12 protein-coding genes, 1 tRNA gene and 1 pseudogene are annotated in these 16659 nt (G+C 62.0%); all 14 read right to left on the bottom strand.

The genetic code is table 11. From position 1 onward, the window contains the following. The coding region (locus AB4Y97_RS20390; protein ID WP_442000558.1) for a GTP-binding protein at positions 1-149 on the bottom strand (149 nt) is incomplete at its 3' end. 44 nt (positions 150-193) lie between these two features. Next, entirely contained in the window at positions 194-2269 is a 2076-nt protein-coding gene (gene fusA / locus AB4Y97_RS20395) for an elongation factor G (protein ID WP_442000874.1), read from the bottom strand. A 25-nt stretch (positions 2270-2294) separates the two neighbouring features. Then, a complete protein-coding gene (gene rpsG, locus AB4Y97_RS20400; RefSeq protein ID WP_442000875.1) occupies positions 2295-2765 on the bottom strand; it encodes a 30S ribosomal protein S7 in 471 nt (156 codons plus the stop codon). 34 nt (positions 2766-2799) lie between these two features. Continuing rightward, positions 2800-3171: a 30S ribosomal protein S12 gene (rpsL, locus tag AB4Y97_RS20405; protein ID WP_109596495.1), complete on the bottom strand. Its 372-nt coding sequence runs from the start codon at positions 3169-3171 to the stop codon at positions 2800-2802. A gap of 536 nt (positions 3172-3707) precedes the next feature. Further along, on the bottom strand, positions 3708-7883 hold the full coding sequence (rpoC, locus tag AB4Y97_RS20410; protein ID WP_442000876.1) for a DNA-directed RNA polymerase subunit beta': 4176 nt from the start codon (positions 7881-7883) through the stop codon (positions 3708-3710). A gap of 121 nt (positions 7884-8004) precedes the next feature. Further along, a complete protein-coding gene (gene rpoB, locus AB4Y97_RS20415) occupies positions 8005-12135 on the bottom strand; it encodes a DNA-directed RNA polymerase subunit beta (RefSeq protein ID WP_442000877.1) in 4131 nt (1376 codons plus the stop codon). 246 nt (positions 12136-12381) lie between these two features. Then, positions 12382-12759 carry a 50S ribosomal protein L7/L12 gene (gene rplL, locus AB4Y97_RS20420; RefSeq protein ID WP_442000878.1) on the bottom strand — a complete coding sequence of 126 codons (378 nt, stop codon included), beginning with the start codon at positions 12757-12759 and terminating at the stop codon, positions 12382-12384. A 53-nt stretch (positions 12760-12812) separates the two neighbouring features. Continuing rightward, the gene (gene rplJ / locus AB4Y97_RS20425) at positions 12813-13331 is read right to left on the bottom strand and encodes a 50S ribosomal protein L10 (RefSeq protein WP_442000879.1); all 519 of its coding nucleotides are present in this window, start codon (positions 13329-13331) and stop codon (positions 12813-12815) included. A gap of 828 nt (positions 13332-14159) precedes the next feature. Beyond that, positions 14160-14861 carry a 50S ribosomal protein L1 gene (rplA, locus tag AB4Y97_RS20430; RefSeq protein WP_442000883.1) on the bottom strand — a complete coding sequence of 234 codons (702 nt, stop codon included), beginning with the start codon at positions 14859-14861 and terminating at the stop codon, positions 14160-14162. Between the two features lie 10 nt (positions 14862-14871). Further along, positions 14872-15300, bottom strand: a complete 429-nt coding sequence (rplK, locus tag AB4Y97_RS20435) for a 50S ribosomal protein L11 (protein ID WP_442000880.1) — start codon at positions 15298-15300, stop codon at positions 14872-14874. Positions 15301-15472: 172 nt separating this feature from the next. Next, on the bottom strand, positions 15473-16006 hold the full coding sequence (gene nusG, locus AB4Y97_RS20440; protein WP_442000881.1) for a transcription termination/antitermination protein NusG: 534 nt from the start codon (positions 16004-16006) through the stop codon (positions 15473-15475). Positions 16007-16018: 12 nt separating this feature from the next. Beyond that, entirely contained in the window at positions 16019-16219 is a 201-nt protein-coding gene (gene secE, locus AB4Y97_RS20445; RefSeq protein WP_442000882.1) for a preprotein translocase subunit SecE, read from the bottom strand. A 165-nt stretch (positions 16220-16384) separates the two neighbouring features. Beyond that, a tRNA-Trp gene (locus AB4Y97_RS20450) sits at positions 16385-16461 on the bottom strand. 45 nt (positions 16462-16506) lie between these two features. Next, positions 16507-16659: pseudogene (gene tuf / locus AB4Y97_RS20455) on the bottom strand (elongation factor Tu); the annotation flags it as partial.

Raw genomic sequence — 16659 nt, forward strand, 5'->3', positions numbered from 1 at the left:
ATCTGGTCATAGGCCGTGAACGTCGCCCCGCCGGACTCCGCCAGAACCTTCGTGATCGCCGCCGTCAGAGACGTCTTGCCATGGTCAACGTGGCCAATCGTCCCAATGTTGCAGTGCGGCTTCGTCCGCTCAAACTTTTCCTTCGCCATCGTGGCACCCGTTCCTTAAATCAATCAGTTCTTGTTCAGTGGGTTCAGGCGTATTTCGCCTGAACCTCGGCAGCCACGTTCGACGGCACTTGTTCATAGTGGTCGAACTGCATGGTGTAGTTGGCACGACCCTGGCTCATGCCGCGCAGGGTATTCACGTAGCCGAACATGTTGGCGAGCGGGACCATCGCATTGATGACCACAGCGTTGCCGCGCATGTCCTGGCCTTGAATCTGGCCGCGCCGCGAGTTCAGATCACCGATCACGGAACCGGTATAATCCTCAGGCGTCGTGACCTCGACCTTCATCACCGGCTCGAGCAGAACCGAGCCACCCTTCTGGAGGCCTTCACGGAGAGCCGCACGAGAGGCGATTTCGAAGGCCAGAGCCGACGAGTCGACTTCGTGGAAGGCGCCGTCGATAAGCTCGACCTTGAGATCGACCACCGGGAAGCCGGCGATGACGCCAGCACCCACGACCGACTGCAGACCCTTTTCGACGCCGGGGATGTATTCCTTCGGCACCGCGCCACCGACGATCTTCGACTCGAAGGAGAACCCGGCACCCTGCTCGTTCGGCTGGATGACGAGCTTCACGCGAGCGAACTGACCCGTACCGCCAGTCTGCTTCTTGTGGGTGTAGTCCACTTCGGCCTTCTTCGTGATCGTCTCACGATAAGCGACCTGCGGAGCGCCGATATTGGCGTCGACCTTGTAGGTGCGACGGAGAATGTCGACCTTAATGTCGAGGTGCAGTTCGCCCATGCCCTTCAGGATCGTCTGGCCCGACTCCTGGTCGGTCGAAACGCGGAAGGACGGATCTTCAGCGGCGAGCTTCGCGAGAGCCAGACCAAGCTTCTCCTGGTCGGCCTTCGACTTCGGCTCGATCGCGATCTCGATGACGGGCTCAGGGAACTCCATCTTCTCGAGGATCACGGGCTTCGCCGGATCGCAGAGCGTGTCGCCGGTCCGGACATCCTTGAGGCCGGCGAGAGCGACGATGTCGCCCGCATAGGCCTCCTTGATGTCTTCACGGTTGTTCGCATGCATCAGAAGCATGCGACCGACGCGCTCTTTCTTGTCACGGGTCGAATTCAGGATGTTCGCGCCAGCATCGACCTTGCCCGAATAAACGCGGCAGAAGGTGATCGTGCCGACGAAGGGATCGTCCATGATCTTGAAGGCGAGCATGGAGAAGGCTTCGTCATCCGTCGGCCTGCGGGTGATCGGCTCCTCGGTCTTGAAATCGAGACCCTGGATCGCTTCACGATCAGCCGGGGACGGCAGGAAGTCCACGACCGCGTCGAGCAGAGGCTGAACGCCCTTGTTCTTGAACGACGAGCCGCAGAGTACCGGATGGAACGCGCGGCGCTGAACGGCCGTGCGGATCAAGCGGCGCAGGGTCACCTCGTCGGGCTCTTGGCCCTCGAGATAGGCAACCATCGCCTCATCGTCCATCTCGACAGCAGCCTCGACGAGCTTGCCGCGATATTCCAGAGCCTGATCCTTCAGCTCAGCCGGGATTTCGACTTCGTCGTACTTCGCGCCGAGCGACTCGCCGGACCAGACCAGGGCCTTCATCTTGATGAGGTCGACCATGCCGCGGAAATCGCTTTCCGCGCCGATCGGGATCTGGAGGCAAACCGGCTTGCCGGCCACGCGCTTGACGATATCGTCGACGCACTTGAAGAAGTTCGCGCCGGTCTTGTCCATCTTGTTGACGAACACAACGCGCGGAACGTCGTACTTGTCGGCCTGACGCCAAACGGTTTCAGTCTGCGGCTCGACGCCCTGGTTGCCGTCGAGAACGCACACCGCGCCGTCGAGGACGCGCAGCGAACGCTCCACCTCGATGGTGAAGTCGACGTGGCCGGGGGTGTCGATGATGTTCAGACGCTTGTCGTTCCAGAAGCAGGTGGTGGCAGCAGAGGTGATCGTGATGCCACGCTCCTGCTCCTGCTCCATCCAATCCATGGTGGCAGCGCCTTCATGGACTTCACCGATCTTGTGCGACTTGCCGGTGTAATAAAGGATACGCTCGGTCGTCGTCGTCTTGCCAGCATCGATGTGGGCCATGATGCCGAAGTTACGGTAGTCCTCAATTGCGTGCGTGCGGGGCATCGCTTAGCTCCTCAAGGTCCAGCCGTTACCAGCGATAGTGCGAGAACGCACGGTTGGCTTCCGCCATCCGGTGGGTGTCTTCGCGCTTCTTCACTGCGTTGCCGCGGTTGTTCGACGCATCGAGCAGCTCGGCGGACAAACGGTCGACCATGGTCTTGTCGTTGCGGCCGCGAGCGGCCTGAATGATCCAGCGGATCGCAAGTGCCTGACGACGCTCGGTACGAACTTCGACCGGGACCTGATACGTGGCACCGCCGACGCGGCGGGAACGCACTTCGATCGCCGGAGCGACGTTATCGAGCGCCTGCTTGAACACCTCGAGCGGGTTCGCCTTGGCGCGCTCTTCGATGATATCGAATGCACCGTAAACGATGCCTTCGGCAGCCGACTTCTTGCCGTCGTACATGATCGAATTCATGAACTTGGTGACGACGATGTCGCCGAACTTGGCGTCCGGAATGATCTCGCGCTTTTCAGCGCTATGGCGGCGGGACATGAGCTGGCTCCGACCTCAATGACAGTTTGGCGGCTTACTTCGGCCGCTTCGCGCCGTACTTCGAACGACGCTGCTTACGATTCTTCACGCCCTGCGTGTCGAGGACACCGCGGAGGATGTGATAGCGAACACCCGGAAGGTCCTTCACACGGCCGCCGCGGATCATGACCACGGAGTGCTCTTGAAGGTTGTGCCCCTCACCCGGGATATAACCGATGACTTCATAGCCATTGGTCAGGCGAACCTTGGCGACCTTACGCAGAGCCGAGTTCGGCTTCTTCGGGGTCGTGGTGTAAACGCGCGTGCACACGCCCCGCTTCTGCGGGCAGGCCTCAAGCGCGGGAACCTTATTCCGGCTCTTTTGCGCCGTCCGCGGCTTGCGGATCAGCTGACTGATCGTTGGCATCCTCTGCCCTCTTTCACCGGCCACCACCTGGTGGCTTTGCGTGTCTTCAACGGTTGAACGCTGCTACGCAGCGCCCCTGCAAGCTTACGGCTTGCGCAAAACGAAGCCGCGCCACAGGCCGTTAAAGCCCTTGGCGCGGTGCCATGCAGAGGACCACGGCGAACCGCGGTCATGCCCTAAATCTGACATGTGTCAGTCAAGGTTGAGTTCGGGAGCGTTTAGGTCGAGTGCGTCGAAGCTCGTCGCTTTGACTGTCAAAAACCTACGGCCAACCGGAAAGTCCGGTCTCTCTAGCCGCCGAGTCGGGAAAAGTCAACTCTTTTCGAAGATATGCGTCCAAGCGGCAAATTCCTCCCGGCTGCTAGGAGGATCCTCAACCAGAACTCCGCGCCTATCGAACACGTCGACCGGCCGGCTGGGAGCCGCCTCGCCTCCTCGATGGCGACGGGCTTCTCCCTCTGAGACCGGTTTCGCCCGCCTCCTAAAAATAAGGCCGCCCGGAGGCGGCCTTATCAAGCTTGGCGTTAGATCAGGCTTTACTCGGCCGCCGGAGGCAGCTCGCTGACCTGAGCCTGGGACTCGGCGCGCTTCTGCTGCAGGATCAGCTCGTCGCGGTGTTGAGCGACGCTCTTGATCTGCGAGTTGAGCGCACCGGTACCAGCCGGGATCAGGCTGCCGACGATGACGTTCTCCTTGAGGCCCTCGAGGGTATCGACCTTGCCGTTGACCGCCGCTTCCGTAAGGACGCGGGTAGTCTCCTGGAAGGACGCCGCCGAAATGAAGGAGCGGGTCTGGAGCGAGGCCTTGGTGATGCCGAGCAGAACCGGCACGCCGACGGCGGGCTTCTTCTTCTCGGCGACGAGGCGCTCGTTGATCTCTTCCATCTCCAGCCGGTCGATCTGCTCGCCGGTGAGGAGCTCGGAATCGCCCCCATCGGTGATCTCGACCTTCTGCAGCATCTGACGGACGATCACCTCGATGTGCTTATCGTTGATGAGCACGCCCTGGAGACGATAGACCTCCTGGATCTCGTTCACGAGATAGGCTGCCAGCTCCTCGACGCCCTTGATCGCAAGGATGTCGTGCGGGGCCGGGTTGCCGTCGACGATGAAATCGCCGAGTTCCACTACGTCACCGTCCTGCAGGTGGATGTGCTTGCCCTTCGGGATCAGGTACTCCACCGGCTCGGAGCCATCGTGCGGGGTCAGCGTCAGGCGACGCTTGTTCTTGTAGTCGCGGCCGAACTGGATCGTACCGGACTTCTCCGCAATGATGGCCGCGTCCTTCGGACGACGGGCCTCGAACAGCTCCGCCACGCGCGGCAGACCGCCCGTGATGTCGCGGGTCTTGGCGCTCTCGGTCGAGACGCGGGAGAGCACGTCGCCGGCCTTGACCTTCGAGCCCGGATCGGCCGCGAGGATCGCATCCACCGGAAGCAGGTAGCGGGCGTCGCCGCCGCGGGGCAGCTTGGCAACCTTGCCACCCTTGCCTTCGATGATGACCGCCGGACGCAAATCGGCCGTGCGGGCCGAGCTGCGCCAGTCGATCACGACGCGCTTCGCGATACCGGTCGACTCGTCCATCGTCTCGATCATCGAACCGCCGTCGACGAGATCCTCATAACCGACCACACCGTCGATTTCGGTGAGGATCGGACGGGTATAGGGATCCCATTCCGCGATGCGCTGGCCGCGCTTGATGGTGTCGCCCTCGTCGACCTTCAGGCGCGAGCCGTATTGCAGACGGTGCGCCGCCCTCTCCGTGCCGTCGGGCCCGGTGATCACGACAGACACGTTGCGGCCCATGACGACGAGATCGCCATCGGAGTTGCGCGCGATGTTCTTGTTGCGGAAGCTGATCGTGCCTTCGAAGCTCGACTCGATGAAGGACGAATCCGCAATCTGCGCCGCGCCGCCGATGTGGAAGGTGCGCATGGTGAGCTGAGTGCCCGGCTCGCCGATGGACTGCGCCGCGATGACGCCGACCGCCTCGCCGTGGTTGACGGGCGTGCCGCGAGCCAGGTCGCGGCCGTAGCAGGTGGCGCAGACGCCGTTCTTGGACTCGCAGACGAGCACGGAACGGATCTTCACCTCCTGAATGCCGGCGGCATTGATGGCCTCGAGATCCGCCTCCTCGATCATCGTGCCCTTGGGAACGATGATCTTGCCGTCGGCGGCCACGAGATCCTCGGCCGTGGAGCGGCCCAGGATGCGGGAGGCCAACGACGCGACCACTTGGCCCGCATCAATGATGGCCCGCATGCGGATGCCCCTCTCGGTACCGCAATCCGTCTCACGGATGACCGCATCCTGCGCCACGTCGACGAGACGACGGGTCAGGTAACCCGAGTTCGCCGTCTTGAGCGCGGTATCGGCCAAGCCCTTACGGGCGCCGTGGGTCGAGTTGAAGTACTCGAGAACGTCGAGGCCTTCCTTGAAGTTCGAGATGATCGGCGTCTCGATGATCTCGCCCGACGGCTTGGCCATGAGGCCGCGCATGGCGGCGAGCTGCTTCATCTGCGCCGGCGAACCGCGGGCGCCCGAGTGAGACATCATGTAGATGGAGTTGACCGGCTTATCGCGGCCGTTCTCGTCCTTCTTCACTGCGGAGATGCGGTTCATCATCTCGCCGGCAAGGCGATCCGAGCATTTCGCCCAGGCATCGACGACCTTGTTGTACTTCTCACCCTGGGTGATGAGGCCGTCCTGGTACTGCTGCTCGTAATCCTTCGCGAGAGCGCGCGTCTCCTCGACGATGGCCCACTTGTTCTCGGGGATCACCATGTCGTCCTTGCCGAACGAGATGCCGGCCTTGAACGCGTTGTAGAACCCGAGCTTCATGATGCGATCGCAGAAGATCACCGACTCCTTCTGACCGCAATGCCGGTAGACGGCATCGATCATGTTGGAGATCTCCTTCTTCGTCATGAGCTTGTTCACGACGTCGAAAGGAAGCATCGGATGCTGCGGCACGAGGCGCGAGAGCATCACGCGGCCGGCCGTGGTCTCGAAGATCTTCGACACCGGCTTGCCGTCCTCGCCAAGACCTTCCCAACGGTAACGGATCTTGGAGTGGAGCGTGATGACCTTCTCGTGCAGCGCATGCTCGATCTCGCCCATATCGGCGAAAGCCTTGCCCTGACCCGGCTCGCCATCGGAGATGATCGAGAGGTAGTAGAGGCCGAGAACGATGTCCTGCGAAGGCACGATGATCGGCTGACCGTTGGCCGGGTGCAGGATGTTGTTGGTCGACATCATGAGCACGCGGGCCTCGAGCTGCGCCTCGAGCGAGAGCGGCACGTGGACGGCCATCTGGTCGCCGTCGAAGTCCGCGTTGAACGCGGCGCAGACGAGCGGGTGCAGCTGGATCGCCTTACCCTCGATCAGGGTGGGCTCGAAGGCCTGGATGCCGAGACGGTGCAGGGTCGGAGCGCGGTTCAGGAGAACCGGGTGCTCGCGGATGACCTCGTCCAGGATGTCCCAGACCTCGGGCTTCTCCTTCTCGACGAGCTTCTTCGCCTGCTTGACGGTGGCGGACAGGCCGCGAGCGTCGAGCTTGGCGTAGATGAACGGCTTGAAGAGCTCGAGCGCCATCTTCTTCGGCAGGCCGCATTGATGGAGCTTGAGCTCCGGACCCACCACGATGACCGAACGGCCCGAATAGTCGACGCGCTTGCCGAGCAGGTTCTGACGGAACCGGCCCTGCTTGCCCTTGAGCATGTCGGCGAGCGACTTCAGCGGACGCTTGTTGGCGCCCGTGATGACGCGGCCGCGGCGACCGTTGTCGAACAGGGCGTCGACGGCCTCCTGCAGCATGCGCTTTTCATTGCGGATGATGATGTCCGGCGCGCGCAGTTCGATCAGCCGCTTCAGGCGGTTGTTGCGATTGATGACGCGGCGATAGAGATCGTTGAGATCCGACGTCGCGAACCGGCCGCCATCCAGCGGGACGAGCGGACGCAAGTCAGGCGGGATCACCGGAACGACGGTCAGGATCATCCATTCGGGCTTGTTGCCGGACTGAAGGAACGCCTCGATGATCTTGAGGCGCTTCATCAGCTTCTTCGGCTTCAGCTCCGAAGTGGTCGTCGCAATTTCCTCACGGGTATCGGCCGCCACCTTCTCCAGGTCGAGTTCCTGGAGGATGCGACGAATCGCTTCCGCGCCGATCATGGCCGTGAAGGAATCCTCGCCGTATTCGTCCTGAGCGCGGATATATTCCTCTTCCGACAGGAGCTGACGGTCCTTCAGCGGCGTGATGCCCGCATCGACGACGATGTAGGATTCGAAATAGAGGATCCGCTCCAGATCCTTCAGGGTCATGTCGAGCAACAGACCGATGCGGCTCGGCAGCGACTTGAGGAACCAGATATGCGCGACGGGAGCGGCCAGCTCGATGTGGCCCATGCGGTCGCGACGGACACGCGCGAGCGTCACCTCGACACCGCACTTCTCGCAGATCACGCCCTTGTACTTCATGCGCTTGTACTTGCCGCACAAGCACTCGTAGTCCTTGATCGGGCCGAAGATACGCGCGCAGAACAAGCCATCGCGCTCGGGCTTGAACGTGCGGTAGTTGATGGTCTCAGGCTTCTTGATCTCGCCGTAAGACCAGGACAGAATCTTCTCAGGGCTCGCGATCGAGATCTTGATCTGATCGAAGCTCTGCGGCTGCGCCGTTTGATTGAAAAGATTCATGACCTCTTGATTCATCGCCGTCTCCTAAAACCTCGAAGGCGTCATGGCCGTTCTGATCCGGCCATCTTGGTCTGAAAGGGGTCTTCCCTTTCGGATTGAGATCCCCGGGGCGGGCCCGGGGATGACGACGTAAAAATTACTCAGCCGCTTCGGACGGAGGCAGCTGCTCCGTCTCGTTGGCGGCCTTCTTGGAGTTCGTGAGCTCCACGTTCAGGCCGAGCGAACGCATTTCCTTCACGAGAACGTTGAAGCTCTCCGGAATGCCCGACTCGAAGGTGTCGTCGCCGCGCACGATGGCCTCGTAGACCTTGGTGCGGCCGGCCACGTCGTCCGACTTGACCGTGAGCATTTCCTGAAGGGTGTAGGCAGCACCGTAAGCCTCGAGCGCCCACACCTCCATTTCGCCGAAGCGCTGGCCGCCGAACTGGGCCTTGCCGCCCAGCGGCTGCTGGGTAACGAGGCTGTAGGGGCCGATGGAGCGGGCGTGGATCTTGTCGTCCACGAGGTGGTGAAGCTTCAGCATGTAGATGTAGCCCACCGTGACCTTGCGGTCGAACGCTTCGCCGGTCTTGCCGTCATAGAGCGTGACCTGACCCGAGGGGTTGAGGCCAGCCTTCTCCAGCATCGCTTCGATATCCGCTTCCTTCGCACCGTCGAAGACGGGCGTGGCGAACGGAACACCGCGACGCAGGTTGCTGCCGAGCTCCACGAGTTCCTGGTCCGAAGCATCCTCGATTTCCGGCATCTTGCCGTAAATCGAGGTCAGCTGATCGCGCAGAGGCTTGGCCTGGCCGGACTTCAGATAGGCATCGACCGCCTGGGCGACCTGCTTGCCGAGACCGGCAGCGGCCCACCCGAGATGCGTCTCGAGGATCTGGCCGACATTCATGCGGCTCGGCACGCCGAGCGGGTTCAGCACGATATCGGCATGGGTGCCGTCCTCGAGGAACGGCATGTCCTCGATCGGGACGATGCGCGACACGACGCCCTTGTTGCCGTGACGGCCGGCCATCTTGTCGCCGGGCTGGATCTTGCGCTTCACGGCCACGAAGACTTTGACCATCTTCATGACGCCGGGCGGAAGCTCGTCGCCGCGCTGCAGCTTCTCGACCTTGTCGAGGAAGCGCTGCTCGAGGCGCTTCTTCGACTCGTCGTACTGCTTCTGCATGGCCTCGATCTCGGTCATGCGGGCATCGTTGTCGACGGCGAATTGCCACCACTGGGAACGCGGATACTCGTTGAGGAGATCGCGCGTGATCTGGGTGTCCTTCTTGAAGCCCTTCGGTCCTGCAACGCCGCTCTGTCCGGCCAGGATCTCGGCCAGACGGGCATAGGTGTTGCGGTCGAGGATCGCCTGTTCGTCGTCGCGGTCCTTCGCGAGACGTTCGATTTCCTCACGCTCGATGGCTTGGGCGCGTTCGTCCTTGTCGACACCGTGACGGTTGAAGACGCGGACTTCCACGATGGTGCCGGTCACGCCCGGAGGGACGCGGAGCGACGTGTCGCGGACGTCGGAGGCCTTCTCGCCGAAGATGGCGCGCAGAAGCTTTTCTTCCGGCGTCATCGGGCTTTCACCCTTCGGCGTGATCTTGCCGACGAGGATATCGCCCGCATGAACTTCCGCACCGATATAGACGATGCCGGCTTCGTCGAGGTTCTTCAGCGCCTCTTCCGAGACGTTCGGAATGTCGCGCGTGATTTCCTCCGGACCCAGTTTCGTGTCGCGGGCCATCACCTCGAACTCTTCGATATGGATCGAGGTGAAGACGTCGTCCTTCACGATCCGCTCGGAGAGCAGGATGGAGTCTTCGAAGTTGTAGCCGTTCCACGGCATGAACGCGACGAGCACGTTGCGGCCGAGAGCCAGCTCACCCAGCTCCGTCGACGGACCATCGGCGATGATGTCGCCCTTACGGACCACGTCGCCGGCCCGGATCAGCGGCTTCTGCGTGATGCAGGTCGACTGGTTCGAGCGCTGGAACTTCTGCAGGCGGTAGATATCGACGCCGGGGCGGGTCGGATCCGTCTCTTCCGTCGCGCGGATAACGATACGGGTCGCGTCCACCTGGTCGACCACGCCGGCCCGGCGTGCGGCGATCGCAGCACCGGAATCGCGGGCGACGACCGCCTCCATGCCCGTTCCGACGAACGGGGCATCCGCCTGAACCAGCGGAACGGCCTGACGCTGCATGTTCGAGCCCATGAGAGCGCGGTTGGCGTCGTCGTTCTCAAGGAACGGGATAAGCGCGGCGGCCACCGAAACGAGCTGCTTCGGCGACACTTCCATGAGATCGACGCGGTCGGGAGCGACGACGATGTTGTCGCCGGCCCGGCGGCAGATCACGAGATCTTCCGTGAGCCTGTTCTGCTCGTCGATGGTGGAGTTCGCCTGGGCGACGTTGTACTTCGCCTCTTCCATCGCCGAGAGATAGATGACCTCGTCGGTCACCTTCCCGTCGCGGACGCGGCGGAACGGAGTCTCGATGAAGCCGTACTTGTTCACGCGGGCGAAGGTCGCCAGCGAGTTGATGAGGCCGATATTCGGACCTTCCGGCGTCTCGATCGGGCAGATGCGGCCGTAATGGGTCGGGTGCACGTCGCGCACTTCGAAGCCGGCGCGCTCGCGGGTGAGACCGCCCGGGCCAAGCGCCGAAAGACGACGCTTGTGGGTGACTTCCGACAACGGGTTCGTCTGGTCCATGAACTGCGAGAGCTGCGAGGAGCCGAAGAACTCGCGCACGGCGGCGGCAGCCGGCTTGGCGTTGATCAGATCCTGCGGCATGACGGTGTCGATATCGACCGACGACATGCGCTCCTTGATCGCGCGCTCCATGCGGAGCAGACCGAGGCGGTACTGGTTTTCCATGAGCTCGCCGACCGAACGCACACGGCGGTTGCCGAGGTGGTCGATGTCGTCGATCTCTCCCTTGCCGTCGCGCAGGTCCACGAGCGCCTTCGTCACCGCGAGGATATCCTCGCGGCGGAGCGTCCTCACGGTGTCCTCGGCGTCGAGGTCGAGACGCATGTTCATCTTCACGCGGCCGACCGCCGAGAGGTCGTAGCGCTCGGCATCGAAGAACAGCGAGTTGAACATGGCCTCGGCCGTATCGAGGATCGGCGGCTCGCCCGGACGCATGACGCGATAGATGTCGAACAGGGCGTTCTCACGGGAGGATGCCTTGTCGACCGCGAGGGTGTTGCGGATATAGGGACCGACCGTGACGTGGTCGATGTCGAGCACCGGAATCTCGCTGAAGCCGGCCTCTTCCAGACCCTTCAGCAGCTTCTCGGTGATCTCCTCGCCCGCTTCGGCGTAGATTTCGCCGGTGCTGGCATTGACGAGATCTTCGGCGATGTACTGGCCGTAGAGATCCTCATCCGTCGCGCGCAGAGCCGTAAGGCCCTTCTCGGCGAGCTGGCGGGCGGTGCGCGCAGTCAGCTTCTTGCCGGCCTCGAGCACGACTTCACCGGTCTGGGCGTCGATGAGGTCGACGGTCGCCTTGAAGCCCTTCATGCGCTCGGCGTCGAAGGGAACGGTCCAGCCGTCCTTGGCGCGCTTGTAGACGACGCGGTTGTAGAACGTGTCGAGGATTTCCTCGCTGTCGAGGCCAAGCGCATAGAGCAGCGACGTCACCGGGAGCTTACGCTTCCGGTCGATACGGGCATAGACGATGTCCTTGGCATCGAATTCGATGTCGAGCCAGGAACCGCGATAGGGAATGATGCGCGCGGCGAACAGCAGCTTGCCCGACGAATGGGTCTTGCCCTTGTCGTGGTCGAAGAAGACGCCCGGCGAACGGTGCATCTGGGAGACGATGACGCGCTCGGTGCCGTTGACGATGAAGGTGCCGTTATCCGTCATGAGCGGCATGTCGCCCATGTAGACGTCCTGCTCCTTGATGTCCTTCACGGAGCGGGCGCCGGTATCCGGGTCCACATCGAACACGATGAGACGCAGCGTCACTTTGAGCGGCGCAGCGAAGGTCATGCCGCGCTGGCGGCACTCATCGACGTCGTATTTCGGCGGCTCGAACGTGTATTTCACGAACTCGAGCAGAGCAGTATTCGAAAAGTCCGAGATCGGGAAAACCGACTTGAAGACAGCTTGCAATCCCTCTTCCGGCCGGCCACCCTTTGGCTCTTCGACCATCAGGAACTGGTCGTAGGACGCCTTTTGAACCTCGATGAGGTTCGGCATCTCCGCCACTTCTCTGATTTTTCCGAAGAACTTGCGAATGCGCTTCCGGCCGATCAGTGTGTTGGCCATCTGGACCTCGTTCCTCATCTACAGCTGATCAAGCACCCTGTCGCCCTGGAGGCTTGATCAGCCGCCCGGCGGCACGTCGCCGCCAGTAACACCACAAACGTTGGACCGCCCAGGTCCTCGAAGCGCCGCCGAAGAAGCCTGGCTTCTTGGACGACACAACGGCCCCAAGCAAAACTGCCTGGGACCGCTTGTTCTTTGAGACCCGGCCTGGACCGGGGTAACCTCACGGCCGTGAAGGCCGCAGGATTACTTAAGCTCGACCTTGGCGCCGACCTTCTCGAGGGTCGCCTTGATCTTCTCGGCTTCGTCCTTGGACACGCCTTCCTTGACGGGCTTCGGCGCGCCTTCGACGAGGTCCTTAGCTTCCTTGAGACCGAGGCCGGTGATGCCGCGGACTTCCTTAATGACCTCGATCTTCTTGTCGCCGGCGGCGGCAAGAACGACCGTGAACTCGGTCTGCTCTTCAGCAGCAGGAGCACCGGCGCCGGCGCCCGGAGCAGCAGCGACGGCGACAGCCGCAGCAGCGGAAACGCCCCACTTCTCTTCGAGCATCTTAGCGAGCTCAGCGGCTTCAAGAACGGTCAGCGACGAAAGATCGTCAACGAGCTTGGCAAGATCAGCCATGGATTTCAGTCCTTAAGTTCGGTTCGAACGGTTTGATGGTTAGGATTACGGCCTCACGCCGCTTCGCCTGTCTTGGCATAGGCCCCGAAAACGCGGGCGAGCTTCGCCGCCGGCGCAGTGCTGAGCTGAGCGATCTTGGTAGCCGGAGCCTGAATGAGGCCGACCAGCTTGGCGCGCAGTTCATCAAGGGACGGAAGAACGGCAAGCGCCTTCACTCCATCCACGTTCAGGGCGGTCGCGCCCATTGCGCCGCCAAGGATCACGAGCTTGTCGTTGGCCTTGGCGAAATCGACAGCGACCTTGGGCGCCGCGACCGGATCGCTCGAATAAGCGATCAGGGTCGGACCTTTCATAAGGCCCGAGATGGACGCGACGTCCGTGCCTTCGAGAGCGATTTTGGCGAGGCTGTTTTTTGCGACCTTAACGGTGGCGCCGGCCTGCTTCATCTGCGCGCGCAGCTTCTGCATGTCAGCGACCGTAAGACCCGCATAGTGGGCGACGACGACCACGTTCGTGTTGCTAAACACGCCGTTGAGCGTCGAGACGAGCTCGCGTTTTGCTGCTCTTTCCACTGGGCTCTCTCCGGTTGGCGGATGAAATCCGCCGGTTGCATCTGCCGTTCAAGGCCCAGGCTTGCACCCGAGGCATCTTGAACGACGCTCTCGCAAGCCCTGTCCCCCAAATCACGCCTTTTCAAGCGCACCGGGTGAGATGGTTCGAACCGATACTCTTCGCTCGCGTTAACGAGCTGGAATATGGCTTCCCCGTCTATGCAGGCCCTCGCGAATTAAGCTGGACAAGCCAGCGCCTGCAGTCTCGGACAGGACATAGCCGGATCGCGCCAAAGGAAATCCTTTGGCCCGCCGGCCTGTCACCGCTCCGTTTCGGGAGCGGATTGGTAGCCGAAGGCTCGAGCGAATGCCAAGCTTCAGCATATGTTGGAAACTCAATGCGAATCCATAAGCCCTTAAGCCGCAAAAGCCAAGAGGCATTTGCGTGTCTTTTCGGTGCAAATATGGAAGCGACGCCATATCTAAGACCAGGCAAGGAAAATTTCAAGGTTTTGGACTTACCTAAGGTAAGCCCACTCGGTTCCGAGGTCGCGCGAGCCGAGATCGGTTTCCACCTTCCAAGATCACTCGCCTTGGCGGCGCGTCTTGCCGCGCAGCCCGCCCTTGGACAGGTCCCGGATCGTCAACCGTCCTAGAAGAATCATGCGATCGTCCAAAGGGCCACGGCACATTGCCAAAGCCCGCCAATTATATCAAACAGACCGCAAAGATACGACACAATGTATCAACTTAATTCCGCATGCCCTCGATTACAAGGTCGAGCGGATCAAAAACAAAGAAGCCCGGCGTTAGACGCCGGGCTTCCTGATGTCATCTGCTGCAACAGCCTTAGCCGTTGAGAACCGAGGAAGGATCGACCTTCACGCCCGGGCCCATCGTCGAAGAGATCGCGACGCGCTGGACATAGGTGCCCTTGGCGCCGGCGGGCTTCGCCTTGGCGACGGCGTCGGCGAAAGCCTTGATGTTCTCGACCAGCCTGGTCTCGTCGAACGAAGCCTTGCCGATGCCGGCATGGACAATACCAGCCTTCTCGACGCGGAACTCGACCGCTCCGCCCTTGGCGGCCTCGACGGCGCCCTTCACGTCCATGGTCACGGTGCCGACCTTCGGGTTCGGCATCAGGCCGCGCGGGCCGAGCACCTTACCGAGACGGCCGACCAGCGGCATCATGTCCGGAGTGGCGATGCAGCGATCGAAATTGATCGTGCCGCCATTGACGACCTCGAACAGCTCCTCGGCGCCCACGATATCGGCACCGGCGGCCTTGGCCTCGTCAGCCTTTGCGCCACGGGCGAACACCGCCACGCGGACGGTACGGCCCGAGCCGTTCGGCAGGTTGCAGACGCCACGGACCATCTGGTCGGCGTGACGCGGATCGACGCCGAGGTTCATGGAAACCTCGATGGTCTCGTCGAACTTCGCCTTGGCGCGTTCCTTGACCAGCTTCACGGCGTCCTGGATCGGATAGAGCTTGGCGGCGTCGACACCCTCGCGGGCGGCGCGGATGCGCTTACCTTCTTTCACAGCCATCATGCCCTCCTTACGCCACTTCCAGGCCCATCGAGCGCGCGGAGCCCTCGATCATGGCCATGGCGGAATCAACGCTGTCGCAGTTGAGATCGACCATCTTCTTCTCGGCGATCTCGCGGATCTGGGCGCGCGTGACGCTACCAGCCTTGTTGCCCTTGCCGGGGGTCTGCGAGCCCTTGTCCAGCTTCGCCGCCTTCTTGAGGAAGTACGACACCGGGGGCTGCTTCATCTCGAAGGTGAAGGAGCGGTCCTGATAGGCGGTGATGATCACCGGGATCGGGGTGCCCTTCTCCATCTGCGAGGTCTTCGCGTTGAAGGCCTTGCAGAATTCCATGATGTTCAGGCCGCGCTGGCCGAGCGCGGGGCCGATCGGCGGCGACGGGTTGGCCGCGCCGGCGGGCACTTGGAGCTTAACGTAGCCCGAGATTTTCTTTGCCATAGGAATTTCTCCAATGGACCATCCGCCCGGAGCCAACCGAACGGCATGGTAATTGCAGGTCGCGGTTCAGCCTGGATTGTCCCGGATGGCGACCGGGCAGACCTCCCGCGGATGAAGGCTCCTTTTAAATGGGAGCCGTGAAGGCGGCGTTGAAGCGCCGGCCCCCTTACCGTCAGACCTTCTCGACCTGACCGTATTCGAGCTCGACCGGCGTTGCGCGGCCGAAAATGGACACTGCCACCTTGAGGCGGGCACGAGACTCGTCGACTTCCTCGACGACGCCGTTGAAGGAGGCGAAGGGACCGTCGGAAACGCGCACCTGCTCGCCGATCTCGAAGCTGACAGAGGGCTTCGGGTGATCGACGCCCTCGGCCACTTGGCCCTTGATCCGCTCGGCTTCCCGGTCCGGGATCGGAACCGGCTTGGACTTGTCGGCGCCCAGGAAGCCCGTAACCTTCGGGGTGTTCTTGATCAGGTGATAGACCTCGTCCGTCAGGTCGCACTTCACCAGGACATAGCCCGGGAAGAACTTGCGCTCCGTATCGACCTTGCGGCCGCGGCGCACCTCGACGACCTTCTCGGTCGGCACCATCACCTCCTCGAACTTGTCCTCGAGGCCGCGCTGGGCCGCCTGATCCTTGATCGACTGGGCAACCTTGTTTTCGAAATTCGAATAAGCGTGGACGATGTACCAACGCTTCGTCATCGTAGCCACCTCTTAACCGCCGAATCCAAGGAGAACCGTGCGGACCACCCAGCTCATCGCCTGATCCGCCACAAAGAAGAACAAGCAAGCCACCAGGACCATCACGAAGACCATGGCGGTCGTGATCATGGTTTCCTTACGGGTAGGCCAGGTCACCTTCGCGGCTTCCGAGCGTACCTGCTGTATGAAGTCGAACGGGTTCGTCTTTGCCATCTCGCTTAACGTCCACACGACCCTCAAACCGGCTGCGGACGTCCTCTCAGGGGCACCATCGGCCCAAAGTGAAGGGGCGCGAAGCCGTTTTCAAGCCTCGCGCCGCCTGTCAAAAACCATTACGGGAGCGCTCTCTAACGCAAAACGCCCGCTTTGTCGATCCGCTGGCAGGAGTGGAGGGACTCGAACCCCCAACCCCCGGTTTTGGAGACCGGTGCTCTAGCCGATTGAGCTACACTCCTCCGGCGGATCACAGGTGGCGGCAACCCGCCACCTGGAACTTGAAATCAGTCCATGACCTGAGCGACGACGCCGGCACCGACGGTGCGGCCGCCCTCGCGGATGGCGAAGCGCAGCTTCTCTTCCATGGCGATCGGAACGATCAGCGTGACTTCCATCGCGATGTTGTCGCCCGGCATCACCATCTCGGTGCCCTCGGG

This window comes from Microvirga sp. 2TAF3, from assembly GCF_052114965.1.
Lineage (GTDB): Bacteria > Pseudomonadota > Alphaproteobacteria > Rhizobiales > Beijerinckiaceae > Microvirga.

Bases quoted from the DNA above. Each gene is read 5' to 3' on its own strand.
- rplK (WP_442000880.1), bottom strand. From the start codon at position 15,300: ATGGCAAAGAAAATCTCGGGCTACGTTAAGCTCCAAGTGCCCGCCGGC.
- rpoC (WP_442000876.1), bottom strand. From the start codon at position 7,883: ATGAATCAAGAGGTCATGAATCTTTTCAATCAAACGGCGCAGCCGCAG.
- rplA (WP_442000883.1), bottom strand. From the start codon at position 14,861: ATGGCTGTGAAAGAAGGTAAGCGCATCCGCGCCGCCCGCGAGGGTGTC.
- fusA (WP_442000874.1), bottom strand. From the start codon at position 2,269: ATGCCCCGCACGCACGCAATTGAGGACTACCGTAACTTCGGCATCATG.
- rpsL (WP_109596495.1), bottom strand. From the start codon at position 3,171: ATGCCAACGATCAGTCAGCTGATCCGCAAGCCGCGGACGGCGCAAAAG.
- secE (WP_442000882.1), bottom strand. From the start codon at position 16,219: ATGGCAAAGACGAACCCGTTCGACTTCATACAGCAGGTACGCTCGGAA.
- rpoB (WP_442000877.1), bottom strand. From the start codon at position 12,135: ATGGCCAACACACTGATCGGCCGGAAGCGCATTCGCAAGTTCTTCGGA.
- rplL (WP_442000878.1), bottom strand. From the start codon at position 12,759: ATGGCTGATCTTGCCAAGCTCGTTGACGATCTTTCGTCGCTGACCGTT.
- rpsG (WP_442000875.1), bottom strand. From the start codon at position 2,765: ATGTCCCGCCGCCATAGCGCTGAAAAGCGCGAGATCATTCCGGACGCC.
- nusG (WP_442000881.1), bottom strand. From the start codon at position 16,006: ATGACGAAGCGTTGGTACATCGTCCACGCTTATTCGAATTTCGAAAAC.